Annotated in this window: 21 protein-coding genes; 5 read left to right on the plus strand and 16 right to left on the minus strand. The window is 41.1% G+C overall.

Annotated elements, in window-relative coordinates; genetic code table 11:
* Positions 1-100 precede the first annotated feature (100 nt).
* Together ACSFVZ_RS03830 and dnaQ are read right to left on the minus strand one after the other, a co-directional pair.
* A complete protein-coding gene (locus tag ACSFVZ_RS03830; protein WP_435558156.1) occupies positions 101-1,438 on the minus strand; it encodes a TIGR03503 family protein in 1,338 nt (445 codons plus the stop codon).
* 45 nt (positions 1,439-1,483) lie between these two features.
* Positions 1,484-2,194 carry a DNA polymerase III subunit epsilon gene (dnaQ, locus tag ACSFVZ_RS03835; RefSeq protein ID WP_135924158.1) on the minus strand — a complete coding sequence of 237 codons (711 nt, stop codon included), beginning with the start codon at positions 2,192-2,194 and terminating at the stop codon, positions 1,484-1,486.
* Positions 2,195-2,262: 68 nt separating this feature from the next.
* On the opposite strand from dnaQ, the gene rnhA reads away from it, so the two are divergent.
* Both rnhA and ACSFVZ_RS03845 read left to right on the plus strand, forming a co-directional pair.
* Positions 2,263-2,730, plus strand: coding sequence for a ribonuclease HI (gene rnhA / locus ACSFVZ_RS03840; RefSeq protein WP_435558148.1), 468 nt, complete (start codon positions 2,263-2,265; stop codon positions 2,728-2,730).
* A gap of 90 nt (positions 2,731-2,820) precedes the next feature.
* On the plus strand, positions 2,821-3,684 hold the full coding sequence (locus tag ACSFVZ_RS03845; RefSeq protein WP_435558149.1) for an MBL fold metallo-hydrolase: 864 nt from the start codon (positions 2,821-2,823) through the stop codon (positions 3,682-3,684).
* Here the strand turns inward: ACSFVZ_RS03845 and ACSFVZ_RS03850 are convergent.
* Entirely contained in the window at positions 3,655-4,413 is a 759-nt protein-coding gene (locus tag ACSFVZ_RS03850) for a class I SAM-dependent methyltransferase (protein ID WP_135924156.1), read from the minus strand. The genes ACSFVZ_RS03845 and ACSFVZ_RS03850 overlap by 30 nt on opposite strands.
* 53 nt (positions 4,414-4,466) lie before the next feature.
* Here ACSFVZ_RS03850 and gloB point away from each other — a divergent pair, with 53 nt between their 5' ends.
* Positions 4,467-5,240 (plus strand): hydroxyacylglutathione hydrolase, encoded by a 774-nt coding sequence (gene gloB, locus ACSFVZ_RS03855; RefSeq protein WP_235382897.1) that lies wholly within the window; start codon positions 4,467-4,469, stop codon positions 5,238-5,240.
* Positions 5,241-5,386: 146 nt separating this feature from the next.
* Positions 5,387-6,967 carry a LysM peptidoglycan-binding domain-containing protein gene (locus ACSFVZ_RS03860; protein ID WP_435558150.1) on the plus strand — a complete coding sequence of 527 codons (1,581 nt, stop codon included), beginning with the start codon at positions 5,387-5,389 and terminating at the stop codon, positions 6,965-6,967.
* A 59-nt stretch (positions 6,968-7,026) separates the two neighbouring features.
* Here ACSFVZ_RS03860 and speB read toward each other — a convergent pair whose 3' ends face one another.
* The 4 genes from speB to ACSFVZ_RS03880 all read right to left on the minus strand — a co-directional run bounded on the left by speB (position 7,027) and on the right by ACSFVZ_RS03880 (position 11,020).
* Positions 7,027-7,950, minus strand: a complete 924-nt coding sequence (gene speB, locus ACSFVZ_RS03865; RefSeq protein ID WP_063706052.1) for an agmatinase — start codon at positions 7,948-7,950, stop codon at positions 7,027-7,029.
* A gap of 3 nt (positions 7,951-7,953) precedes the next feature.
* Positions 7,954-9,867, minus strand: coding sequence for a biosynthetic arginine decarboxylase (gene speA / locus ACSFVZ_RS03870; RefSeq protein ID WP_435558151.1), 1,914 nt, complete (start codon positions 9,865-9,867; stop codon positions 7,954-7,956).
* A 183-nt stretch (positions 9,868-10,050) separates the two neighbouring features.
* Positions 10,051-10,491: a hypothetical protein gene (locus ACSFVZ_RS03875; protein ID WP_435558152.1), complete on the minus strand. Its 441-nt coding sequence runs from the start codon at positions 10,489-10,491 to the stop codon at positions 10,051-10,053.
* A gap of 67 nt (positions 10,492-10,558) precedes the next feature.
* A complete protein-coding gene (locus ACSFVZ_RS03880) occupies positions 10,559-11,020 on the minus strand; it encodes a GNAT family N-acetyltransferase (protein WP_135924151.1) in 462 nt (153 codons plus the stop codon).
* 510 nt (positions 11,021-11,530) lie between these two features.
* On the opposite strand from ACSFVZ_RS03880, the gene cysZ reads away from it, so the two are divergent.
* Positions 11,531-12,241, plus strand: coding sequence for a sulfate transporter CysZ (gene cysZ / locus ACSFVZ_RS03885; protein WP_199525844.1), 711 nt, complete (start codon positions 11,531-11,533; stop codon positions 12,239-12,241).
* A gap of 78 nt (positions 12,242-12,319) precedes the next feature.
* On the opposite strand, the gene rlmM is transcribed toward cysZ, so the two are convergent.
* The 9 genes from rlmM to ACSFVZ_RS03930 all read right to left on the minus strand — a co-directional run bounded on the left by rlmM (position 12,320) and on the right by ACSFVZ_RS03930 (position 20,456).
* Entirely contained in the window at positions 12,320-13,405 is a 1,086-nt protein-coding gene (gene rlmM, locus ACSFVZ_RS03890; RefSeq protein ID WP_135924149.1) for a 23S rRNA (cytidine(2498)-2'-O)-methyltransferase RlmM, read from the minus strand.
* A 9-nt stretch (positions 13,406-13,414) separates the two neighbouring features.
* Positions 13,415-13,783 (minus strand): DUF423 domain-containing protein, encoded by a 369-nt coding sequence (locus ACSFVZ_RS03895; protein WP_168246725.1) that lies wholly within the window; start codon positions 13,781-13,783, stop codon positions 13,415-13,417.
* Entirely contained in the window at positions 13,780-14,421 is a 642-nt protein-coding gene (locus ACSFVZ_RS03900) for an alpha/beta family hydrolase (RefSeq protein ID WP_435558153.1), read from the minus strand. Before ACSFVZ_RS03900 ends, ACSFVZ_RS03895 begins: the two co-directional genes overlap by 4 nt.
* A 1-nt stretch (position 14,422) precedes the next feature.
* A complete protein-coding gene (locus ACSFVZ_RS03905; protein ID WP_063706073.1) occupies positions 14,423-15,319 on the minus strand; it encodes a transcriptional regulator GcvA in 897 nt (298 codons plus the stop codon).
* Positions 15,320-15,428: 109 nt separating this feature from the next.
* Entirely contained in the window at positions 15,429-16,283 is an 855-nt protein-coding gene (gene kdsA, locus ACSFVZ_RS03910) for a 3-deoxy-8-phosphooctulonate synthase (protein ID WP_054561809.1), read from the minus strand.
* A gap of 9 nt (positions 16,284-16,292) precedes the next feature.
* The gene (locus tag ACSFVZ_RS03915; RefSeq protein WP_135924147.1) at positions 16,293-17,546 is read right to left on the minus strand and encodes a DUF819 family protein; all 1,254 of its coding nucleotides are present in this window, start codon (positions 17,544-17,546) and stop codon (positions 16,293-16,295) included.
* Positions 17,547-17,561: 15 nt separating this feature from the next.
* Positions 17,562-18,389 (minus strand): tetratricopeptide repeat protein, encoded by an 828-nt coding sequence (locus tag ACSFVZ_RS03920; RefSeq protein ID WP_135924146.1) that lies wholly within the window; start codon positions 18,387-18,389, stop codon positions 17,562-17,564.
* A gap of 132 nt (positions 18,390-18,521) precedes the next feature.
* Positions 18,522-18,896 (minus strand): SirB2 family protein, encoded by a 375-nt coding sequence (locus ACSFVZ_RS03925; RefSeq protein WP_135924145.1) that lies wholly within the window; start codon positions 18,894-18,896, stop codon positions 18,522-18,524.
* 21 nt (positions 18,897-18,917) lie between these two features.
* Positions 18,918-20,456 (minus strand): DUF3369 domain-containing protein, encoded by a 1,539-nt coding sequence (locus ACSFVZ_RS03930; RefSeq protein ID WP_135924144.1) that lies wholly within the window; start codon positions 20,454-20,456, stop codon positions 18,918-18,920.
* Positions 20,457-20,463: the final 7 nt, after the last annotated feature.

The raw sequence follows: 20,463 nt of genomic DNA on the forward strand, positions 1-20,463 counted from the left end.
CCACATTTTCGTTGCTGACTGAGTCTCCCCTGACAGCGGCGTGAATAATACGAATCACCCTCTGGTTCGTCAAGGGGTTTTTTGTATTTTTACAGGTTTTTTAGTCATCTGACATCGAAAGGTTTAAAATTTCACCTGATTTGTCATTTTTTGAGCCATTTTTGCCGACTTCATTTTCTTTCGCTGCTTGCTCATCATTTTCAGTTTTATTTTTTTTCTTTAAAAATGGCAAAGAAACTTTAAATTTAAGTGGTTTTTTCTGCACAAAAATTCGAATCGCTAGCCACCCTAACAGTAGAACGATTAAATTTCCAACAACAATGAGTATCACCATTAGTGTAGTGGACGCTTTTTGTTCCTCTTCAATAATTCGTTGCTGCTCAGCTTGGGCTTCTAAATCGATTTCAGGGCGAACAATTTCTGGTACAGCTTCGATGGGTCGCTCAATTTCAAATTTATAAGTAGGTAAAGTAGCCATAAATTCACGGTCATTTATATTGCTACCAAATACAGATAGCTCAACACTGTATCTACCCCAGTCATAATTTTTAATTGCAAGTTCACGCATTTGTGATTTATCCGCATCAATTGAGAACATTTGCTCTTCATTATTCGGATAATAGATTTTCCCCTGAATGAGCACGGTTTCAGGTTTGACGATTTCAGGATTTAAGGTGATCGTTAAAATGTGGTCATCTTCATCTTGCTCAGCAAGCGCTATTTCATAATCAAAAGGAGGCTCGTGCACCACAATCGGTTTTTGTACCACGGTGCGTTTCAGTATTGGCGTTTCGATATAAAGCTCTGGTTGCCACTCACCTGCAGGAAACGTCAGTTTAAATTCGCCAGTAAATACGCCATCAAGCGGGCGCTCATCAAAACCACGGCCATCATCTCTAAACTCAGTGACACTTTGCGTACCGGCACCAAAGTTTGAGTAATCACTATTATTAGTACTGACAAAATCGACATTCAAACTAATCACATCACGAAACTGCCCCACTTCGATGGGTTCTCCATCATTTAATACGCGACCAGTCAGTTTCACTGTCTCTCCGCGAAATAGCATCGGCGGTAAAGGATCTACATCTAATTCAATTTCTCCCATCACCATAATACGGCTTCCTGGCAAGATTTTGCCAACAACCTGCCATGGGCCCGGCATAGGATTAGTAATAGTGACTAAGTCATAACTGAGCTCATCATACCAATCAAGATCATGATTTTTCACTGAGTCTGTGGCGTAATACTTAGTCCCATCAGGACGAACCAATACAACGGCAGGTGCACCGCGGTTACGAAAGAACAGTAAGGTTACTTTATCGATTTTATGATCGATGCGAAAACGGTTTTCTAACAGAGGAATTTCATTTTTAACCCCATCCCGAGCTAATGGCGTTATCTTATCTTGTGCTGTTGTAAATCCCATACAAGGCATTAAGCACAGTATTCCTGCTAGTAGCTGTTTTCTCATTTCATTACCTTATTCTGCACGCCATAAACATTGACCACCCTTTGCCACTAAATCTAAACGTTCTTCATGGGCAGCTTGCTCTTGTTCGGTTGCTCTTAATACCACAAGGGGTGCTCTGTCGGCACTAAGACGACGAATACCACCCGTTTGATGTGTTGAGCCTTCATCTTTATTTTGATTGAGGTTCAGCTTTACTTGTCCACCGGTCATTGCCAAGTAAACATCTGCTAGAATCTCGGAATCCAGTAATGCGCCGTGTAAAGTACGCTTTGAGTTATCAATATCATAGCGGCGACAAAGCGCATCAAGGTTATTCTTTTGACCTGGATGCAAGTCACGCGCCATTTTCAAGGTATCAAGTACACTACATACATCGGCAGTATTCGGAAAACCTTGATTTAACAATGCAAACTCGTTGTCCATGTGGCCGATATCGAACGCAGCGTTATGAATAACAAGCTCTGCGCCACGAATATACTCTAAAAACTCATGGGCAATTTGGTGGTACAAAGGTTTATCACGCAAAAATTCATTGGTGATACCGTGTACGTCTATCGCTTCTTCTTCTATTTCACGTTGTGGATTGATATACACATGAAAGTTGTTGCCAGTAAGACGGCGATTCACAAGTTCAACACAACCGATTTCAATGATGCGGTGGCCTTGCTTTGGGTCAATACCCGTGGTTTCTGTATCTAAAACTATTTGTCTATGTGCCATATCGTCTTAAGCCTGACTCTGGTATCTTTCTATATTCACTTTATTGTACACAATATCAAGGTAAAACAGTGCAGAAAACCGTAGAGATTTACACCGATGGATCATGTTTAGGAAATCCAGGGCCTGGAGGGTATGGCATCGTGATGCGATACAACGGCCACGAAAAGCACTTGAGTCAAGGCTATACCCTAACAACCAATAATCGGATGGAAATGCTCGCAGCTATCGTTGCACTAGAAACCCTCACCCGCTCTTGTCACGTCATTCTTACTACCGATAGTCAATATGTGAAACAAGGCATTGAGTCATGGGTCGAAAATTGGAAAAAACGCGGCTGGAAAACTGCAGCTAAAAAACCAGTTAAGAATGTCGATTTATGGAAACGACTCGATGCAGCATGCCAGCAACACGAGGTAGAATGGCGCTGGGTAAAAGGCCATAGCGGCAACAAATATAATGAAATTGTTGACGATCTAGCCCGCGAAGCCGCTGGCAGCGATCAATTACTTGAAGACACAGGTTACGACGGTAATTAAAATTACCTTAAAAGAAACTTAGCGCAGGCCGTTTTATATTTTTGTTATATGTTATAAGATTTGGCTATAAAGAAATATAAAGGACTCATTATGGCTCTGCGCATTCACTCTTTTTTTCATCAACAAAGCGCCACTCTCTGTTATTTAGTCAGTTGTGAAAGCACTAAAAATTGCTTGCTGATTGATGCGCCAGCTGATTTTGATATGCCAAGTGGAGAGTTAAGTTTTACCACCGCCAATGAGATCATCAACTATATAAAGACTGAGCAGCTGACACTACAATGGCTTCTTGAAACTCATGCCCATGCTGATCATATCACCGCAGCAAGTTATATAAAGCAGCAATTACAAGACACACACCCTTGTAAACTCGGCACTGGCGAAGGGATCACACAAGTACAAAAGCACTTTAGCCAACTTTACAATCTGGATATGCCGTGTAATGGCGAGCCTTTTGATGCTTTATTTGCTAATAAAGCGCAATTTAAGTTAGGTAATTACACGGTTGATGTGATTGCCACGCCTGGCCACACTCCTGACAGTGTCTGCTATCACATTGATGGCAATGTATTTGTCGGTGACACTTTCTTTATGCCAGACAGTGGCACAGCACGCTGTGACTTTCCCGGCGGCAGCGCAGGCGAATTATATGATTCACTACAACAAATTTTAGCGTTTCCTGACGATACAGTGCTTTGGATGTGCCATGACTACCAACCTGATGGTCGACCTTTAGCAAACAAAACCACGGTTAAAGAGCAGCGTGAGCAAAACATTCACTTAAAAGGAGATAAACAAGATTTTATTGCAACACGTGAAAACCGCGATGCAACCTTGGCAGTGCCAAAACTACTGCATCCTGCTATTCAATTAAATATTCGTGCAGGTCAGTATCCAAGTAAAACAGACACGCAACAGCATTATCTAGCTATCCCGCTCACAGTGCTGCTTTGATGTTTGTCTAAGCCCTGCTCCTTTCACTGGCGAAAATTGCGGCCTTGCATGCCATTTAGGTTTAATTGGTGTCAGCGGGGCCACACGCTTTCTAGCCACCAGCATATACACACTGCCCATTGGCTTTAAATATTGCTGGCCAAAACTGCGCCACGCAGCAAAGCGCGATAAGCGGTTACCTCTTGCAAGCGATGAATGGATAAAACGCTCATCAGAGATTATTTCAAAGCCTAATAAATTCAACCAATCTTTTACTCGTGATGGCGTAAAAAACCGCCCTGTCCACGGTAGCTTTTGGCGGCTAAAAGGTAATAATTGCGCCAATCCACACAAACTAAACGGGTTAAAGCCTGTGATCACGATGTAACCACCGGGGATCAAAGTACGATGCGCTTCACGTAAGATATGGTGCGGATCAGAATGATATTCTAAACAGTGCGATAATATGCAGGCATCAACACTGTGCTCATAAAACGGTAACTCGTCTACATCAGCAATAACACCGGTAAATAAGCCCTGCTCTGCTACGCAAACTTGATGCTTAATAGGACTTTCACTGGTTGCCAGCTCACCACTTAAATTACCGAGTTTGAGCATGTGATAACCAAACATGCGCGGCAGCCATGGTGTTAGCTTACGTTCAATTTCAGCACGTAAATAGTCACCATGAGGGAACTGCTGCCAAGAGTATGGCTTAGGACCTTCTTGAAAACTAAGGGCTGGTTTCATTTTCTGAGCTCGTTATACTGTGTGTTAACTGTCACTTTATAGAGCAATTAAACATGGTGCAAGTTAAAGCAATTAAAGCCTTTTCTGATAACTACATTTGGTGCATCAGCAATGAAGCTGAACAAACAGCGTGGGTGGTCGACCCAGGACAGGCAGAGCCCGTTCTAAATTACCTAAGCGAAAATAACTTATCACTCGCAGGGATTTTAATTACCCATCATCACTATGATCACACCGATGGCGTTGCAGCCTTGGTAAAAGCATTTCGTGATATCCCGGTGTACGGACCAAGACACAGCCCTTTCAAAGGCATTAGCCATGGCGTTTGTGAAGCGGATAAGGTGACGGTGTACGATTACACTTTTACTGTGCTTGCGACACCAGGGCATACTCTCGATCATGTTTGTTACATTAATGACGAGTTAAGTTTTACTGGCGATACTTTATTTAGTGCAGGCTGCGGACGATTATTTGAAGGCAGTGCTGAACAAATGTGGCACTCTTTATGTAAATTAAGAGCTCTGCCTGATGAGTGTAAAATCTACTGCACTCATGAATACACGCAGGCCAACTTGGCCTTTGCAAAAGCTGTTGAACCAAATAACGAATACCTTCTCAACTACAGTGATAAAGTAGATGCACTGCGAGAAAGCGGCAAAATTAGCTTACCGACTCAATTAAGCGTTGAGAGGCAAATAAACCCCTTTATCCGTTGTCATTTTCCACACATAACTGATGAGCTTCCAAGCGAGCTGAAAGAAAATCTTGATCTAGCTGAACCTTGGCAACGCTTTGCGGGTCTCAGAGCCTGGAAAGATAATTTTTAAAAGTGTAACTCTACCGATTACATTTTTTCTATATTTAGATCAACACCTTGCAATAATGAGCTGACATATACTGGTCATAAAGTGGCAATATGTGCTTATAGCAGGTAATATTCGCCGAGTTTTTTTACCTGATTATATAGGTATATATGTATAAGTCTCCTTTAGTTATAACTCTTGCGCTGGTACTAAGTGGTTGTCAGTTAACAGCTTCTAACTCAGATACCACGGCTAATAATGATGTTGAGCAACAGCTCAATGGCGCAAGCCCAAGTGACGTTAATGATGCACTAATGATTAACGCACAGTATCAACAGGTCGCAGATCTTGATGAGCCACCACCGGTATTTGATGATGTATGGGAGCGTATTCGTTACCAACTTTCGATTGATGTGCCACAAAACCGCCCAGTGGTTGCTGAGCGTAACTACTATGCGCGTCATCAGGCATATTTAGACCGAATCTCTAAGCGTGCAGAGCCTTACCTGTACTTTATTGTCGAAGAAGTCGAGAAGCGTCAAATGCCAATTGAAATTGCGCTTTTACCGATTGTAGAAAGTGCTTTTGACCCATTTGGTTATTCACATCGCAGTGCCTCGGGCATCTGGCAATTCATGCCACAAACTGGTGAGCGTTTTGATTTAAAACAAAACTGGTGGTACGACGGTCGTCGTGACATTGTACAGTCGACCCGTGCAGCACTTGATTATTTGTCATATCTTCACAAAACCTTAGAAGGCGATTGGTTAAATGCCATCGCAGCCTATAACTCAGGTGAAGGCCGTTTGCTACGAGCTATTAAAAAGAATCGTAAAAAGCATTTACCAACAGACTTTTGGTCTTTGGATTTACCAAAAGAAACGACCTCGTATGTACCTAAACTGTTAGCACTGTCTGATCTAGTTAAACGCAGTGACGAGTTTGGTGTTAAGTGGCAACCAATTATTAATGCTCAAGTAGTTGAAGCGGTGAATGTAGGTAGCCAAATTGACTTAGCGCTTGCAGCTGATATGGCAGGTATTAGCTTAACTGAACTTTATCGTTTAAACCCGGGTTTTAATCGCTGGGCGACCGATCCTAATGGACCGCACTTTTTATTATTACCGTCTGATAAAGTTGAAGGGTTCTCTGCAAAACTAGCAAAAACAGAGCAAAAAGACCGTCTGCGTTGGCAACAATACGTGGTTGCGCGCGGTGACAGTTTATCTGTGATTGCGAAGAAGTTTTCTACTAGTACGAATGCTATTAAAACACTGAATAAACTCTCATCGAATACTATTCGTGTTGGTCAGCAATTACTTGTACCACTGAGTGATGGTGAGATAAATAGCCAGCATTTACCAAAATCAGTGCGTATGGCTGCTAATAAAGTAACACGTAAAAAGCTAAGCCATAAAGTCGCCAGTGGCGATACGCTGTGGGATATTAGCCGTGAGTACGATGTGACCATTGCAGAGCTTGCAACATGGAATAAACTTAAAAAAGATGCTGTATTACGTGTTGGTCAAAAGCTAACTGTATATAAAGAAGAAAAGTCACAACTGGCTGCTACTCAAATCAAAGAGCGCACCATAACTTATAAAGTCCGTCGTGGTGATTCATTAGCACGCATTGCTGCTAAGTTTAATGTGTCTGTAGAAGATATTATTAAATGGAACTCATTAGCTGGGCAAAAGTACATTCAACCTGGGCAAAAACTTAAGTTAAAAGTTGATGTAAGAAGCGCATAATTGCTTCACCTTGTTAATCAAAAAAAAGAGCGCCTAATGGCGCTCTTTGTCTCTCTCATTTAGTATTTATGCTTCAATGCCCATAAGTGTAATAACTCATTAGCAATGGTCGCTGCGGCAATCGCCGTTAATTCACTTTGGTCATAAGATGGTGATACTTCAACCACATCCATACCGACCATATTAATGCCTTTCAATGCACGAAGTACTTTAAGTACTTTATCGCTAGTTAAGCCACCACACACTGGTGTGCCAGTACCCGGCGCGAATGCTGGATCAAGACAGTCAATATCAAAGGTTAGATACACAGGTAAGTCACCCACGCGCGCTTTAATTTGCTCTGCAATATCTTGCGCTGGCAAATCATTAGCAGCCATTGCATCAATCACTGCAAACTCATGCTTGCTCTGATCAAAGTCAGTACGAATACCGATTTGAATGCTGTGATCAACATCAATCAGCCCTTCCATAGGTGCATGATAAAACATAGTACCGTGATCATAACGTGAACCATTGCTGTAAGTATCGGTGTGGGCATCAAAGTGAACTAATGCCATTTTACCGTGCTGTTTAGCATGAGCACGTAGTAGTGGCAAAGTCACAAAGTGATCGCCACCTAAACCCAATAATGTTTTACCTTGACGAAGAATTTGCTCGGCCGCTAATTCTAATTGCGCGGTAAAATATTCTGGGTCGCCTACTGGGTAAGTAAAATCACCGGCATCAGCTAATTTTAAGCGCTCAAATAATGGGAACGTCCAAGGATACTTGGTTTCTTCCCATGCAAGGTGCACTGAAGCACGACGAATTGCATCAGGGCCTAAACGTGCACCTGGGCGACCTGAGGTCGCTAAGTCAAATGGTAAACCTAGCACCACCACATCGGCATCGATTGCAGTGATGTTTTGCACCATCGGCTGACGTAAAAACGTCATGCCGTTTGAGTACAACGAATGATCTGTATGGTCAAACAATGTCGACATTGCTTATAACTCTTCTAAATAAGTGTAACCGTTTAAGCCAGTTTGCAGCTCATCTAATACGCTTTGCTGCTCAGTTTCTGGCAATTTAGCTGCTACCAGCTGGGCATAAGACTGCTGGAAGCTTTCTACATCTAAATGCACGTAACGCATCATGTCAGCAACGGTATCACCTTCGTTAATCTCGGTGATTTGCGCCTGACCTTGTTCATCCATTTTTATGATTGCACTGTGCGTGTCGCCAAATAAGTTGTGCATATCACCTAAAATTTCTTGATAAGCACCTACTAAGAAAAAGCCCATTAAATAAGGTTTTTCTTCACTAAATGCAGGTACTAGCAATGTGCTTTCAATACCTTGACCGTCTACATAGTGCTCCATAGCACCGTCTGAGTCACAGGTAATATCAAGTAACACAGCACGCTTTTGTGGAGCTTCTGTTAAACCACTTAAAGGCAGAACCGGAAACACTTGGTCAATGCCCCATGCATCAGGTAATGACTGGAACAATGAAAAGTTCACAAAAAACTTATCTGCTAATCGCGCATTTAATTCATCAATAATTGGGCGATGAAAACGGTTTTTGTTATCCATGTGTTTGTTAAGCTCATAACATACACGTAAGTTAACTTGCTCCGCCCATGCTCGCTCAGTTAAATCTAATAAACCAAGTGCAAACTGATTATGTGCCTCAGCTAAATCGCCTTGGCTATCATGATAAATTTCGATTAATGCACGGTCATCATTGTCATCACTTAACTGCTGCCATGATGTCCACATATTTTTTAATAAAAGTGGTGCATCAGCGGCTGGCGCTTGAATGTCTTCTGGTACATAGCTTTCGGTGCCAATAACATTTGAAATCAATACGGCATGGTGCGCTGTTAATGCACGACCTGACTCAGAAATAATGCGCGGCATTGGCTGCTCATATAACTTACAGGTGTCACCAATGGTGTATACGATGTTATTAGCATATTCACTTAGGCTGTAGTTCATTGAGTTATGAGACTGGCTACGAGTGCCGTCGTAATCAACCGCTAAACCGCCGCCCACATCTAAGCAATCAATTTGTGCACCTAACTTGCGTAACTCGCAGTAAAAACGCGCAGCTTCGCTCACACCTAAACGCACATCACGGATGTTTGCCATTTGCGAACCTAGGTGAAAGTGTACAAGTTGGATCAAATCGAGTTGGTCAGATGCTTTTAAGCGATTAACCACGCTCAATACTTGCGATGCTGATAAACCAAATTTTGATTTTTCGCCACCGCTTGCTTGCCATTTACCCTTACCTTGCGATGCTAAACGTACACGAATACCAATACGTGGTTTTACATTTAACTCTTTTGCTTGGCTAAGCACCATGTCTAGTTCAGATAGTTTCTCTAGAACAATGTAAACCTTATGGCCTAGCTTTTCGCCAATCAGTGCTAAACGAATGTATTCTTGGTCTTTGTAGCCATTACATACAATCACCGCACTGGTTTTTTCAGCCATTGCTAATACGGTTAATAGCTCAGGCTTACTGCCCGCCTCTAAGCCCAATTGTTTCTTTTCAATATCAGCTTGGCTTGCAACAATTTCTTCAACAACTTCGCGTTGTTGATTTACTTTAATTGGGTAAACAAGCAAATAATCTTTCGGGTAACCATAGTTCTCAATTGCTGTGTTAAATGCCTGACACAAGCTATGTACTCGATGATGTAAAATTTGTGGAAAACGAACCAACGCAGGCAAGCTTAAGCCTTTGTCTTGTAATTGCTGTGCGATATCGATTAGTGCAATGGTTTGCTCTGGGGCATGGGCCTTTGGCGCAACATACACATCACCTTGATCATTAATACCAAAGAAACCTTGGCTCCAATGACGAACATTGTAACTCGTGCGAGCTTGTTCTAGTGATGTTGTTTCTTTCATCTATCTTTCTCTTTATTTTAGTAATGCCAAAATTGGCAAGCGGTAATTGCGCGCATTAAAAGAAAAATAGTGATTCAAGTCCAACAAGAATTTTTACTCGTAACGAGTGATTTTTGATGTGAAAAATTAATCGTTTATCGACTAATAATTTTAAAGTCTAAACAGACAGTTAAACTTTGGTGCTTAAGGGATAACTTTGTTTATTTCATCTGCTTTAGTAGAGCTTGAACCAAGCAGCCGCCATGCCTCATACTGCTCATTATTTACCCAGGTAATCCCGATATATTCCTGCCAATGTTGAAAATCTTTCGAGCGATACCTTTCAAGCCCACAACCCCCTGCTGCAAACGCTGTTCGGCAAAGCTTTACTGTAAGGTATGTGCCATCATAGCTAAGTTGTGTTCGTTCTTCAGAACAGTAACTCATAAGGCGAGTAGGAAATGTAACAATGACTCTGGAGGTTATCTTGCCAGCATCATTAAAAACACCACTAAGAGACTGGCATGAGTTTAAGTAAAACTCGGCGTTATCAATAATAAGGTCGGGTTGTTTGTTTTGTAGCTGTTCAGGTATTGTGTGTTTTTTATCACACGCAATGAGCAGCAAAGCTATAAAAAGCCACATGACCTGCAAGGATTGTTTAGTAATAACGTTAACCTCACAAAAACAAAGCTTTAAATAGCTCTCACAATTACTGATTAAGTCCCAGTTCCATAAATAAACTTTGCGGGCTGTCAGTGTAGTTGCCAAATGGGCCACAACGATGAAAGCCTAAATTTTCGTACAAACTAATTGATTCAGTTTGCTTAGGACCCGTTTCAAGACGAATTAGCGGGATTTGTTGTTCACCAGCATGATGCAATAAGATTTGCATAATTCGGCGAGACAAACCTTTACCTCGATAACTAGGTTTCACATATAGGCGACGGATTTCACCGTATGGTGGGTTGCCTTCTTGCATCACAATCGCTCCGCAGGCAACAATACCATCTTCATTTTTCAAACCTATGGCGTAAACATTAGGCTCAGCCAACTCTTCAACACTTAATGATTGAGCTGTAGCTACGGGGTATAAAGAGTTAATGAGTCGGTCTATATCAGCAAACACGTTTACTACTTCTGGATCATCTGGATTTAAATCGACTAACTGCATAAAACTCCCATTTTTATATGTCTTTTTTGTTAATGATGTTAATAATAGTATCGGATATTAGTGTGATCCTCTACTGTTGTTTTCATTATTCGTTTTTATAGGTACTATCAGACAGTCATGGTATCGCTTAGTTCATCCCGATGTAACTGAAAATACGTTCAAATGATAAAAAACAACGTTTAACGTGAGTAGCCTTGCGGGTTGCCTAGCAGGTTAGTTGTAACTAAAAATCAATGTTCCGTAAATTAAGTTTACATTAGAATTTTTCGCTAACTTAAGACATTAATACCAGTGAAGCGGTATTGCTTAATATCTAAACAATTCACTTCACAATGATTTGTTAACAAACTAACTCACCTTAACCTCTTAAATTAATCAGTATGCCTGCTTGCTACAATTTTGCTCAATAAACACTTTGTTACGGAAAAAGACTGTTCAAACATATTGAAAACCCTATACTGCAAACAAGAAGAAATAAGATGAGGTTATCTCGTGCAGTTTACTCAAGGTATGGAATACTTCTTTTCTGGCTTTAAACTAATTAGCCAAAAGGGGTTAAAACGTTTTGTACTTATTCCTTTATTAATCAATATCCTGCTTTTTGGTAGTTCGCTGTTCTTTTTGTACGGCTGGCTAACTGATGGCTTTGCTTACATGAACTCATTGCTACCAGAATGGCTGAGCTGGCTTGAATGGTTAATGTGGCCGATTGCTGTGCTTGTCATTTTATTTAGTTACAGCATGCTCTTTACCGTTATTACGAACTTTATTGCAGCCCCATTCAACGGCTTGCTCAGTGAAAAAGTCGAACTTTACCTGACAGGTCAAAAAGTCAACGATGATGGTCTGCTTGATACAATGAAAGATGTGCCACGCATGCTAGGCCGAGAATGGACAAAACTTTGCTATTACCTGCCGCGCGCTATAGGCTTTTTTATTCTACTATGGATTTTACCTGTGATTGGGCAAGTTTTATGGGTGCTATTCACCTGTTGGATGTATGCTATCCAATACGAAGATTATGCCTTTGATAACCATAAAATTAGTTTTAATGCCATGAAAGATGACTTAAAACAAAAGCAAACCTTATCATATGGCTTTGGTTTAGCAGTGATGCTCTTAACAGCAATCCCCATTGTAAACCTTATTGTTATGCCGGTTGCTGTATGTGGTGGAACCCGGTTATGGGTTGAAAATTACCGCAGTAAATACCGCTCATAACTTTAACCACGTTAAGCTGATTTCAAATAAAAAAGGCCAATCGAATTGCGATTGGCCTTTTTTAATTTCAAATTGATGTTAACTGTAGAGGCTTTGTGGCACCTTAGTTACATTTAAATGAACGGTCACTTCTTCACGATCATGATATAAATGTTTTGCTTGTAGCTCGTAACTTACACCGTACTTTTCAAGCTCTTCTTTAATCATTTTTAAGCATTCATAGACACTGTCAAAACGCTTCTTCATCGGCAACTTTAAGTTGAAAATCAGCTCGCGGGCATAAGCATTTACTGCCCAGTCAATCATAAGATTCGTTACTTTAGCTGGCTTTTCTACCATGTCGCACACTAACCAGTCGATATTGCGCTTTTCAGGGCGATATTTAAAACCATCGACTCTAAAGTGTTTAACCTGCCCTGTTTCCATTAAATCATCATTCATTGGACCATTATCGATAGCGCTAACAAACATTCCACGGCGTACTAACTGATAAGTCCAACCTCCTGGGCACGCACCTAGGTCAACACCACGCATGCCTGGTTGCATGCGCTCTTCAGCTTCATGAGGTGGAATGAATACATTAAATGCTTCATCTAATTTAAGTGTAGAGCGGCTCGGTGCATCACTTGGCATGCGTAATCGCGGAATACCCATAAAGAATGGCGAATTATTAAATGTATACGAATACCCCACATAAGCGCTGTTATTAGCTAAAAATAACACATGCATGACTGGTTTTTTCTGGGCAAGTTCACGTGTAACCTTTGCACGTTTTTCAAGCGACTTTTTAAGTGGTGTCGAAATCTTTTTGCAGAACTTAGAAAGCTCTTTACCCTCGTTGGTGTCGGGTGTTTCTACACGTAAGTCACCACACTCAGGAAAGTCAACGGTTGCATCAGCAATGGCACTAACGCGGTCTTCAAGTGGCATATTATCCACTAACGTGCCTGTAAACCACTGGCGGGCAAATACCATGTTTTTAAAATCTACTTTTTTTATGATCTCATCGCCGTGGCTTGCATCAAAACATTCGTACACAACAATCCCTGTATTTGGTTTTGTTTTTACGTACCCCGCAAAACCTTGCTCGGCAGCCTGAAAAGTAATTTCAGCAGCGGCATCATTTTCAAAACCACTTCGGCAATAAATAACTACACTCGACATAGATACCCCTTAAAACTTATATCGTGCGGCTTGAACTAACAAAATAGCCCAACCAATAATAAAACAAACGCCGCCAATTGGGGTGATAGGCCCAAGCCATTTCATGCCCGTTAATGCGAGTAAATACAAACTACCGCTAAATAACACAGTACCTGCAATAAAAAAACCACCAGCCCAAGTCAGGTTCATTCCCCACTTAATTAAGATAGCAATCGCTATAAGCGCAAGACCATGCACCATTTGATATTCAGCAGCGGTTTTAAAAATACCAATTGCGTATTCTGATACGCGACTTTTTAAACCATGAGCAGCAAATGCGCCTAGTATTACAGAGAACATACAAAATATACTGCCTGTCATTAAATACAGTTTTATCATTTTTTCTCTCCAATTAAATTAGCCATAAACTGCACAGCGTAATCCGCAGCCTGCTGTAGGTTTTCTTGTTCTGTGATACCACTTTTTTTACGAGGTTTTAGTGAATGGTCACCATCTCTTAGCCATTTGATTTCTGGCGGGTTAACCATTTCAAGCTCAGCAAGCTCTTGTTGATTACCAAACGTATCGCGTTCACCTTGTAGGACTAAAAATGGGCATGGCATATCAACAAAATGTTCTATGCGAAGTTTTTCAGATTTACCCGGTGGGTGAAAAGGATAACCAAAAGCCACAACACCAGCAATATTAGCCAAACCCTGCTCAGTACAAAGCATAGAAGCCATGCGCCCGCCCATCGATTTGCCGCCAATAAATAGCGGCAACTCTGGCTGATGCTCAGCTAAAACTTCGGCAAAATATGCAAGCAGCTTAGGTGCGCGATCAGGAGGTCTGCGCTTACCTGTCTCTTTAGCAATTTGCATATACTGAAAATCAAACAACGCCACATCAATATTTTGCTGACTAATCAATTTAGCCATTGTTTGCATAAATTCGGAGTCGCTACCTGCCCCTGCTCCGTGGGCAAATATAAATTGTGCACGCGCCTTGCCCGTTGCACTTTTAAACCACTGTAACATGTTAATACTCTTGTTCTTGCTCTACTAAGCTCAGCATCCAGTCTTTGAAGGAAACAATTTTACCAAGCTCTGTTTGTGATTCGCGGATCACTAAATAGTAAGCATTTTTACTTTCTAATGAGTGATTAAATGGAATGACGAGTCGACCCGCATCAATATCGGGCTTTGCTAATACGCTATTACCAATAGCGACACCCTGCCCATGTACCGCAGCTTGCAGCACCATAGACGAGTGACTAAAAATTGGCCCTTGGTTAACTTGCACATTTCGTACGCCAGCTGTTTTCATCCACGTTTTCCAGTTTTTACGGGTCGTATCATGCAATAAGGTATGATTCGCCAAATCACTCGGTTGATTAAGCGGTTTTGGGCCTGTTAACAATAATGGGCTACATAACGGCACTAAGTATTCAGTGTGCAGTTTATAAGTTTGCACCCCACTCCAGTGGCCACGACCATAGTAAATAGCAATATCGACATCGTCAGAAAGTGAATTTTCGTCCTGATCTTGCGCTTTAATTCGCACGTCGATTTCTGGGTGTAATTCATTAAATAAACTAAGTCTGGGTACTAACCATTGAATCGCAAAACTTGGCGTCAAACTTACTGTCAGAGAACCTTTCGCACCTCGTGCTAGCAATTTCTCTGTGGCATCAATCAGCTGGGTAAAAATCTCTTTAATATCCAGAAAGTAACCTTGCCCTTCTTCGGTTAACAGCAACGAGCGATTTTTACGTAAAAACAGTTTTAAGCCTAGATGCTCTTCTAAGGTTTTAATCTGGTGACTCACCGCAGCTTGCGTGACATACAACTCCTCAGCCGCTTTGGTAAAGCTCAGATGACGAGCAGCAGCTTCGAAGGCTTTAAGCGCATTTAAGGGAGGTAAACGACGAGACATAAACACCAAGCTTTGAATTAGTTTTTCTTATGCATCGATTATAGCGACACAAATAAAAAAAGGCGACCTTGGTCGCCTTTTTCGTACTAAAATACTTATACTTATATCATTATAAATCGCTTGCACTGGTATCGAGTGGTGCAAAGCTCTTAACTAAGTCATCAACCGCTTTCATTTGCGATAAATAACCTTCAAGCTTACTTAGTGCTAAAGCACATGGGCCGTCACATTTTGCTTCATTCGGATTAGGATGCGCTTCAATAAATAAACCTGCAATACCTAATGCCATGCCACTGCGAGCAAGTTCTGCAGCTTGTGCACGGCGACCATCTGCAGAGTCAGCTCGGCCTCCAGGGCGCTGTAGTGCGTGCGTTGCATCAAAAATTACTGGCGCCATAGGCTTCATGTCATCCATACCAAGCATATCAACCACAAGGTTGTTATAACCAAAGCTAGTACCACGCTCACACAGTGCAACATTGTTGTTGCCCGCTTCATTAAACTTTTTAATGATATGACGCATTTCGTGCGGCGCTAAAAACTGTGGTTTTTTCACGTTGATGATGGCACCTGTTTTTGCCATCGCTACAACTAAGTCAGTTTGTCGAGCTAAGAATGCCGGTAACTGAATTACATCAACAACTTCAGCAACTGGTGCTGCTTGATGTGGCTCATGTACGTCGGTGATAAGCGGCACGTTGAAAGTAGATTTAATTTCTTCAAAGATTTTTAAACCTTCTTCCATGCCCGGACCACGGTATGAGTTAATTGAAGAGCGATTAGCTTTATCAAAAGACGCTTTAAACACGTATGGAATGTTTAGCTTTGACGTTACTTCTACGTAATGTTCAGCAATACGCATTGCTAAATCACGTGATTCAAGTACGTTCATACCACCAAACAAAACAAATGGTTTGTCGTTGGCTAATTCAATCTCGTTAATTTTAATTAACTGGTTGTTCATTTCTATTCCTTAGGGTGCAACAGCTTGTAGCATTAATCCACAAATATAAGCCATGTAAGTACCTACACCATAGCCCAAAACAGCAAGTAATACACCTACTGGCGCAAGTGACGGATGGAATGCTGATGCAACAACGGGTGCTGATGCCGCGCCACCTACATTTGCTTGAGAGCCTACTGCCATATAAAACAGTGGTGCTTTAATTAGTTTCGCGACAATAAGCATTAAGCTTGCATGGGTAATCATCCAAATCACACCCAGTACAAAATACATTGGTGAGTCAAAAATCGCGGTAATATTCATGTGTAAGCCAATTGAAGCAACAAGGATATATAAAAAGCTTGATGCTACTTTTGAAGCGCCAAAAGCTTCAATATGACGAACTTTAGTAAACGATAAACTAATACCAATTGTGGTTGAGATAACGATTAACCAAAAGAATTTACTGTTTAAACTATACTCTTGCGCCCAAGGGAAGTTAGCGCCAAAAAACGGACCTAAAAAGTCGGCACAAAAGTGCGCAAGGCCAGTAATACCAAAGGCAATAGCAATGATCGTCATGTAATCATTTAAGGTTGGCATACGTGCATGCTCTGCGTGATATTTCTCTACACGCTCTTTAAGCTCTTCAATCGCACGGGTATCTGCGCCCGTTTTTGCATCAATCGCTTTATGATTTGCAGCCATTAATAGCAATACGGCCATCCATAAGTTTGCCACAATCACATCAACGGTAACCATTGCAGAGAAGATGTCGCCGCCTACTTCAAACATTTCTTTCATTGAAGCTTGGTTTGCACCACCGCCAATCCAACTACCAGCAATGGTTGTCATACCGCGCCAAACCGCATCAGGGCCATGACCGCCAACGGCCTCTGGGTACACTGCACTCATCACTAAAATAGCAAGCGGTCCGCCAATAACAATACCCATAGTACCCGTTAAGAACATAATTAGTGCTTTTGGACCAAGATTAAGAATTGCCTTTAAATCAATACTAATAGTAAGCAATATCAAGCAAGCTGGCAGTAAATAACGTGATGCCACAAAATAAACATTTGAAGAGTGGCCATCAACAATACCAAAGGTATTGAGTAACGAAGGTAAAAAATAACAAAGTAGTAATGCGGGTACATACTTATAAAATTTTTGGCAGGCAGCATTATTACTGTGAGAGGTTTTAAAAATAAACCCCAAAATAACGGCAAGCAAACCAAGTACGACTGCGTCATTGGTAATTAGCGCACTGTGGGCGTCAGTCATAAATGTTCCTTTAAATTAGTGGTGTGTATTATTATTGTCTTCTATTTCAGCAATTTGGTGCTGAATTATTTCAATAGCAGGATCATCTGGGCATTCATTCACAAAATACTGAAGATCATCTCTTGCCATTTTTGGGCAATCTAACTGATTAAGAAGATAACCCCGATCACGACGCTCATAAGGGTCATCCCCTAATAATTCCATGAGCATCTCTACACAATGAAGTGCATGACCAAATTTACTTTCGCTGATAAACGACCATTTTTGTTGAGCTAGGTAAAGCTTATATAGCTCTTCATCAAATACTAGCTCCAGCGGCTCTTGTTCATCACCATTTTCTTCGCACGCGTTTTCTGGGGTAATATACCAACTTTGTTGGCCTGTACTAGGCTCAATTAAGTAGCCCTCTTCATCACTTATACCTACATGTACATGCACTTCTCCTTGACTCAAGGTAACACTCGCGTCAAGTTCAGCATGCTGTATTAAGTGGCAAAGTAAAATAGCCAACGTTGTTTGTGTGCCACTACGCATAGTAATCGTATAGCGAAAACTATTTAATGTATATTCAGGGACTTTTAAACTAGAAACACTAAATAACCAGTGTTGATAAAACGTATCGAGTAATTTATCAAGACGTTCGTGCGGCTCTTTTATTTCAGAACAAAAAGTAGCTACCGTGTCTTCAAGTTGATTTAGTGTCTCGTAGCAAGCCGATAAATCTACTTGCGGATCCCACTTTAATTCAGCATCAATACAACGATAAAGCACTTTAGATGAATATGCATCGAAGGCTTCATCTTGATAGGATTCATTTTGATCTTCAAACCAAGGAATGGTCATTTATACTGCAACATCTATTTCAAAAAAGAGCAGCTAGTTTACCTACTTTTGACCTAAGTTACCAATACTGAGCGATGAGATACAAAAAAGCGGTACGATGGCGCACGCCATCAAAATACCGCTTAGAGATTCTTACAGAAGAAGTGCTGTTTTAGCAGAAGCTAAATAGCCAATTGCTAATAAGATGACTGTGGTGATCGCAAGTAAAGCGACTTTCATACCCTGTGCGCTTTGTTTTGCTGCAACAACGCCAAGTACAATGTAAAGGATCACTAGAATGATCTTTTCTAATAACCACGATTGCTCTAGAGGGTTAAAGCCCGCCATAACAATTAATGCAACGGCTGATACAAGCAATAAAGTGTCGATACTATGACTACCAATAAACACCACTTTATTTTTTGCTAAAGCGCCCGTCTTTAAACGTGAAAAAGAGCGAACATAAAATAATACTATACTCAACACGGCAAATAACATGTGAGTATGCTTTACTGCTAAATAATCCATACGACCCTAAACTTGTTTTAATTAATCTGGATAACGTACTAGTACGTCTTCTAATTCTTGAACGCGTTCATTAAACACATCAATCAACTTGGGATCAAATTGTTTACCCTTTTGTGCGTTTATTTCTTTTATAACATCATCAAGCGACCAAGGCTCTTTATAGCAGCGCTTATGACGAAGTGCATCATACACATCTGCAAGTGCAACAATTCGGCCAGCTATAGGAATATCTTGCCCTTTTAAACCTTTTGGATACCCTGCACCATCCCAACGCTCGTGATGCGATAAAGCAATAGTAGCTCCAACATTAACAATTTCTCGTTTAGAGTCTTTCAAAATACTATGGCCTTTTTCAGCATGCTGCTTCATCACAGACCATTCATCATCTGTCAGTGGTCCAGGTTTGTTTAATATAGAATCTGGGATACCTACTTTACCAACATCATGAAGTGGCGCTGCAAGGCGAATTAACTCTGCTTCTCGTTTGTCTAAGCCATAGCCTATCGCCAGCTCATAACAAATATGCGATACACGTTTTACGTGGTTGCCTGTTTCTGTTGAGCGTTGTTCGAGTGCTTCGCTTAGCCTAAACACTAGCTCTTGTTGTGTTGCTTCTATTTCTGATTGTAGTTGCACATTTTCGTAGGCTAACTGTACATTTTGCGAAAAAATTTCGATTAGATGGCGCTGTGTGTCGGTAAGGTGTTTTGGAATACCTGATATAAATAACATTGAGTTATGATTGAACTCACTGCAACAATAGGCAAATAAGTAGTTTTCTCGATAAACAATGGTTTTTTCTTTTAAAGCTTGTTGGCAGGCTTGCAGTTGCTCATCATTAAGCACATCTTCAATCGCCTTACCCTCACTGCGTTCAAACTCACCACTGCCCGAAAACACCACTAGCTTCTTTTGGTTATCCTGCGGGTTACTAGCCACTAAACTTGTTGAATACATTGCTTGGTCAACCGTACCGAGCAAAGAAGTAAGCTGCTGCATTACACCTTCGATGAAGCTCTCAAGTGAGTGAGTAGAAAAAATATCGCGTGATGCTTTAATGATTTTTTCAAGACCCAAGCGTGACTGCTCAATCGATAAAATGTCTCGATACGACCGTAAACTCGACATCACTACCGTAAACAGCTTTTGTGCTGTTAATTCTGTTTTCGACTTATAATCGTTGATATCAAAATTGACTATTACTTGTCGCTCTGGGGCTTGGCCCGGTTGCCCCGTTCTTAGGATGATTCGGATATGATTGTTTTTAGCAGTTTCACGGATAAATTTAGCAACCTTTAAGCCGGCATCATCCGTTTCCATAACAACATCAAGTAACACAATTGCCGCATCAGGATGCTCTTGTATAACTTGCTTTGCCTCTTCCCCAGAATAAGCACTTATAAATTCAAGACGCTTGTCTTGAAATTCGAAGTCACTCAACGCAAGCTTTGTTACGGCGTGTACTTCTGGCTCATCATCAACCACGATGACTTTCCAACTACCTTGGAGCACTTCATTTACTTCATCAAGTGCTTCATCCGAAAACAAAAAATCATCCATTATAAGG

It is taken from the genome of Pseudoalteromonas nanhaiensis (assembly GCF_051235485.1).
GTDB lineage: Bacteria > Pseudomonadota > Gammaproteobacteria > Enterobacterales > Alteromonadaceae > Pseudoalteromonas > Pseudoalteromonas lipolytica_C.

Coding starts and splice junctions, on each gene's coding strand:
- ACSFVZ_RS03830 (WP_435558156.1), bottom strand. CDS start 1,438: ATGCCTTGTATGGGATTTACAACAGCACAAGATAAGATAACGCCATTA.
- dnaQ (WP_135924158.1), bottom strand. CDS start 2,194: ATGGCACATAGACAAATAGTTTTAGATACAGAAACCACGGGTATTGAC.
- ACSFVZ_RS03845 (WP_435558149.1), top strand. CDS start 2,821: ATGGCTCTGCGCATTCACTCTTTTTTTCATCAACAAAGCGCCACTCTC.
- ACSFVZ_RS03850 (WP_135924156.1), bottom strand. CDS start 4,413: ATGAAACCAGCCCTTAGTTTTCAAGAAGGTCCTAAGCCATACTCTTGG.
- gloB (WP_235382897.1), top strand. CDS start 4,467: ATGGTGCAAGTTAAAGCAATTAAAGCCTTTTCTGATAACTACATTTGG.
- ACSFVZ_RS03860 (WP_435558150.1), top strand. CDS start 5,387: ATGTATAAGTCTCCTTTAGTTATAACTCTTGCGCTGGTACTAAGTGGT.
- speB (WP_063706052.1), bottom strand. CDS start 7,950: ATGTCGACATTGTTTGACCATACAGATCATTCGTTGTACTCAAACGGC.
- speA (WP_435558151.1), bottom strand. CDS start 9,867: ATGAAAGAAACAACATCACTAGAACAAGCTCGCACGAGTTACAATGTT.
- ACSFVZ_RS03875 (WP_435558152.1), bottom strand. CDS start 10,491: ATGTGGCTTTTTATAGCTTTGCTGCTCATTGCGTGTGATAAAAAACAC.
- ACSFVZ_RS03880 (WP_135924151.1), bottom strand. CDS start 11,020: ATGCAGTTAGTCGATTTAAATCCAGATGATCCAGAAGTAGTAAACGTG.
- cysZ (WP_199525844.1), top strand. CDS start 11,531: ATGGAATACTTCTTTTCTGGCTTTAAACTAATTAGCCAAAAGGGGTTA.
- rlmM (WP_135924149.1), bottom strand. CDS start 13,405: ATGTCGAGTGTAGTTATTTATTGCCGAAGTGGTTTTGAAAATGATGCC.
- ACSFVZ_RS03895 (WP_168246725.1), bottom strand. CDS start 13,783: ATGATAAAACTGTATTTAATGACAGGCAGTATATTTTGTATGTTCTCT.
- ACSFVZ_RS03900 (WP_435558153.1), bottom strand. CDS start 14,421: ATGTTACAGTGGTTTAAAAGTGCAACGGGCAAGGCGCGTGCACAATTT.
- ACSFVZ_RS03905 (WP_063706073.1), bottom strand. CDS start 15,319: ATGTCTCGTCGTTTACCTCCCTTAAATGCGCTTAAAGCCTTCGAAGCT.
- kdsA (WP_054561809.1), bottom strand. CDS start 16,283: ATGAACAACCAGTTAATTAAAATTAACGAGATTGAATTAGCCAACGAC.
- ACSFVZ_RS03915 (WP_135924147.1), bottom strand. CDS start 17,546: ATGACTGACGCCCACAGTGCGCTAATTACCAATGACGCAGTCGTACTT.
- ACSFVZ_RS03920 (WP_135924146.1), bottom strand. CDS start 18,389: ATGACCATTCCTTGGTTTGAAGATCAAAATGAATCCTATCAAGATGAA.
- ACSFVZ_RS03925 (WP_135924145.1), bottom strand. CDS start 18,896: ATGGATTATTTAGCAGTAAAGCATACTCACATGTTATTTGCCGTGTTG.
- ACSFVZ_RS03930 (WP_135924144.1), bottom strand. CDS start 20,456: ATGGATGATTTTTTGTTTTCGGATGAAGCACTTGATGAAGTAAATGAA.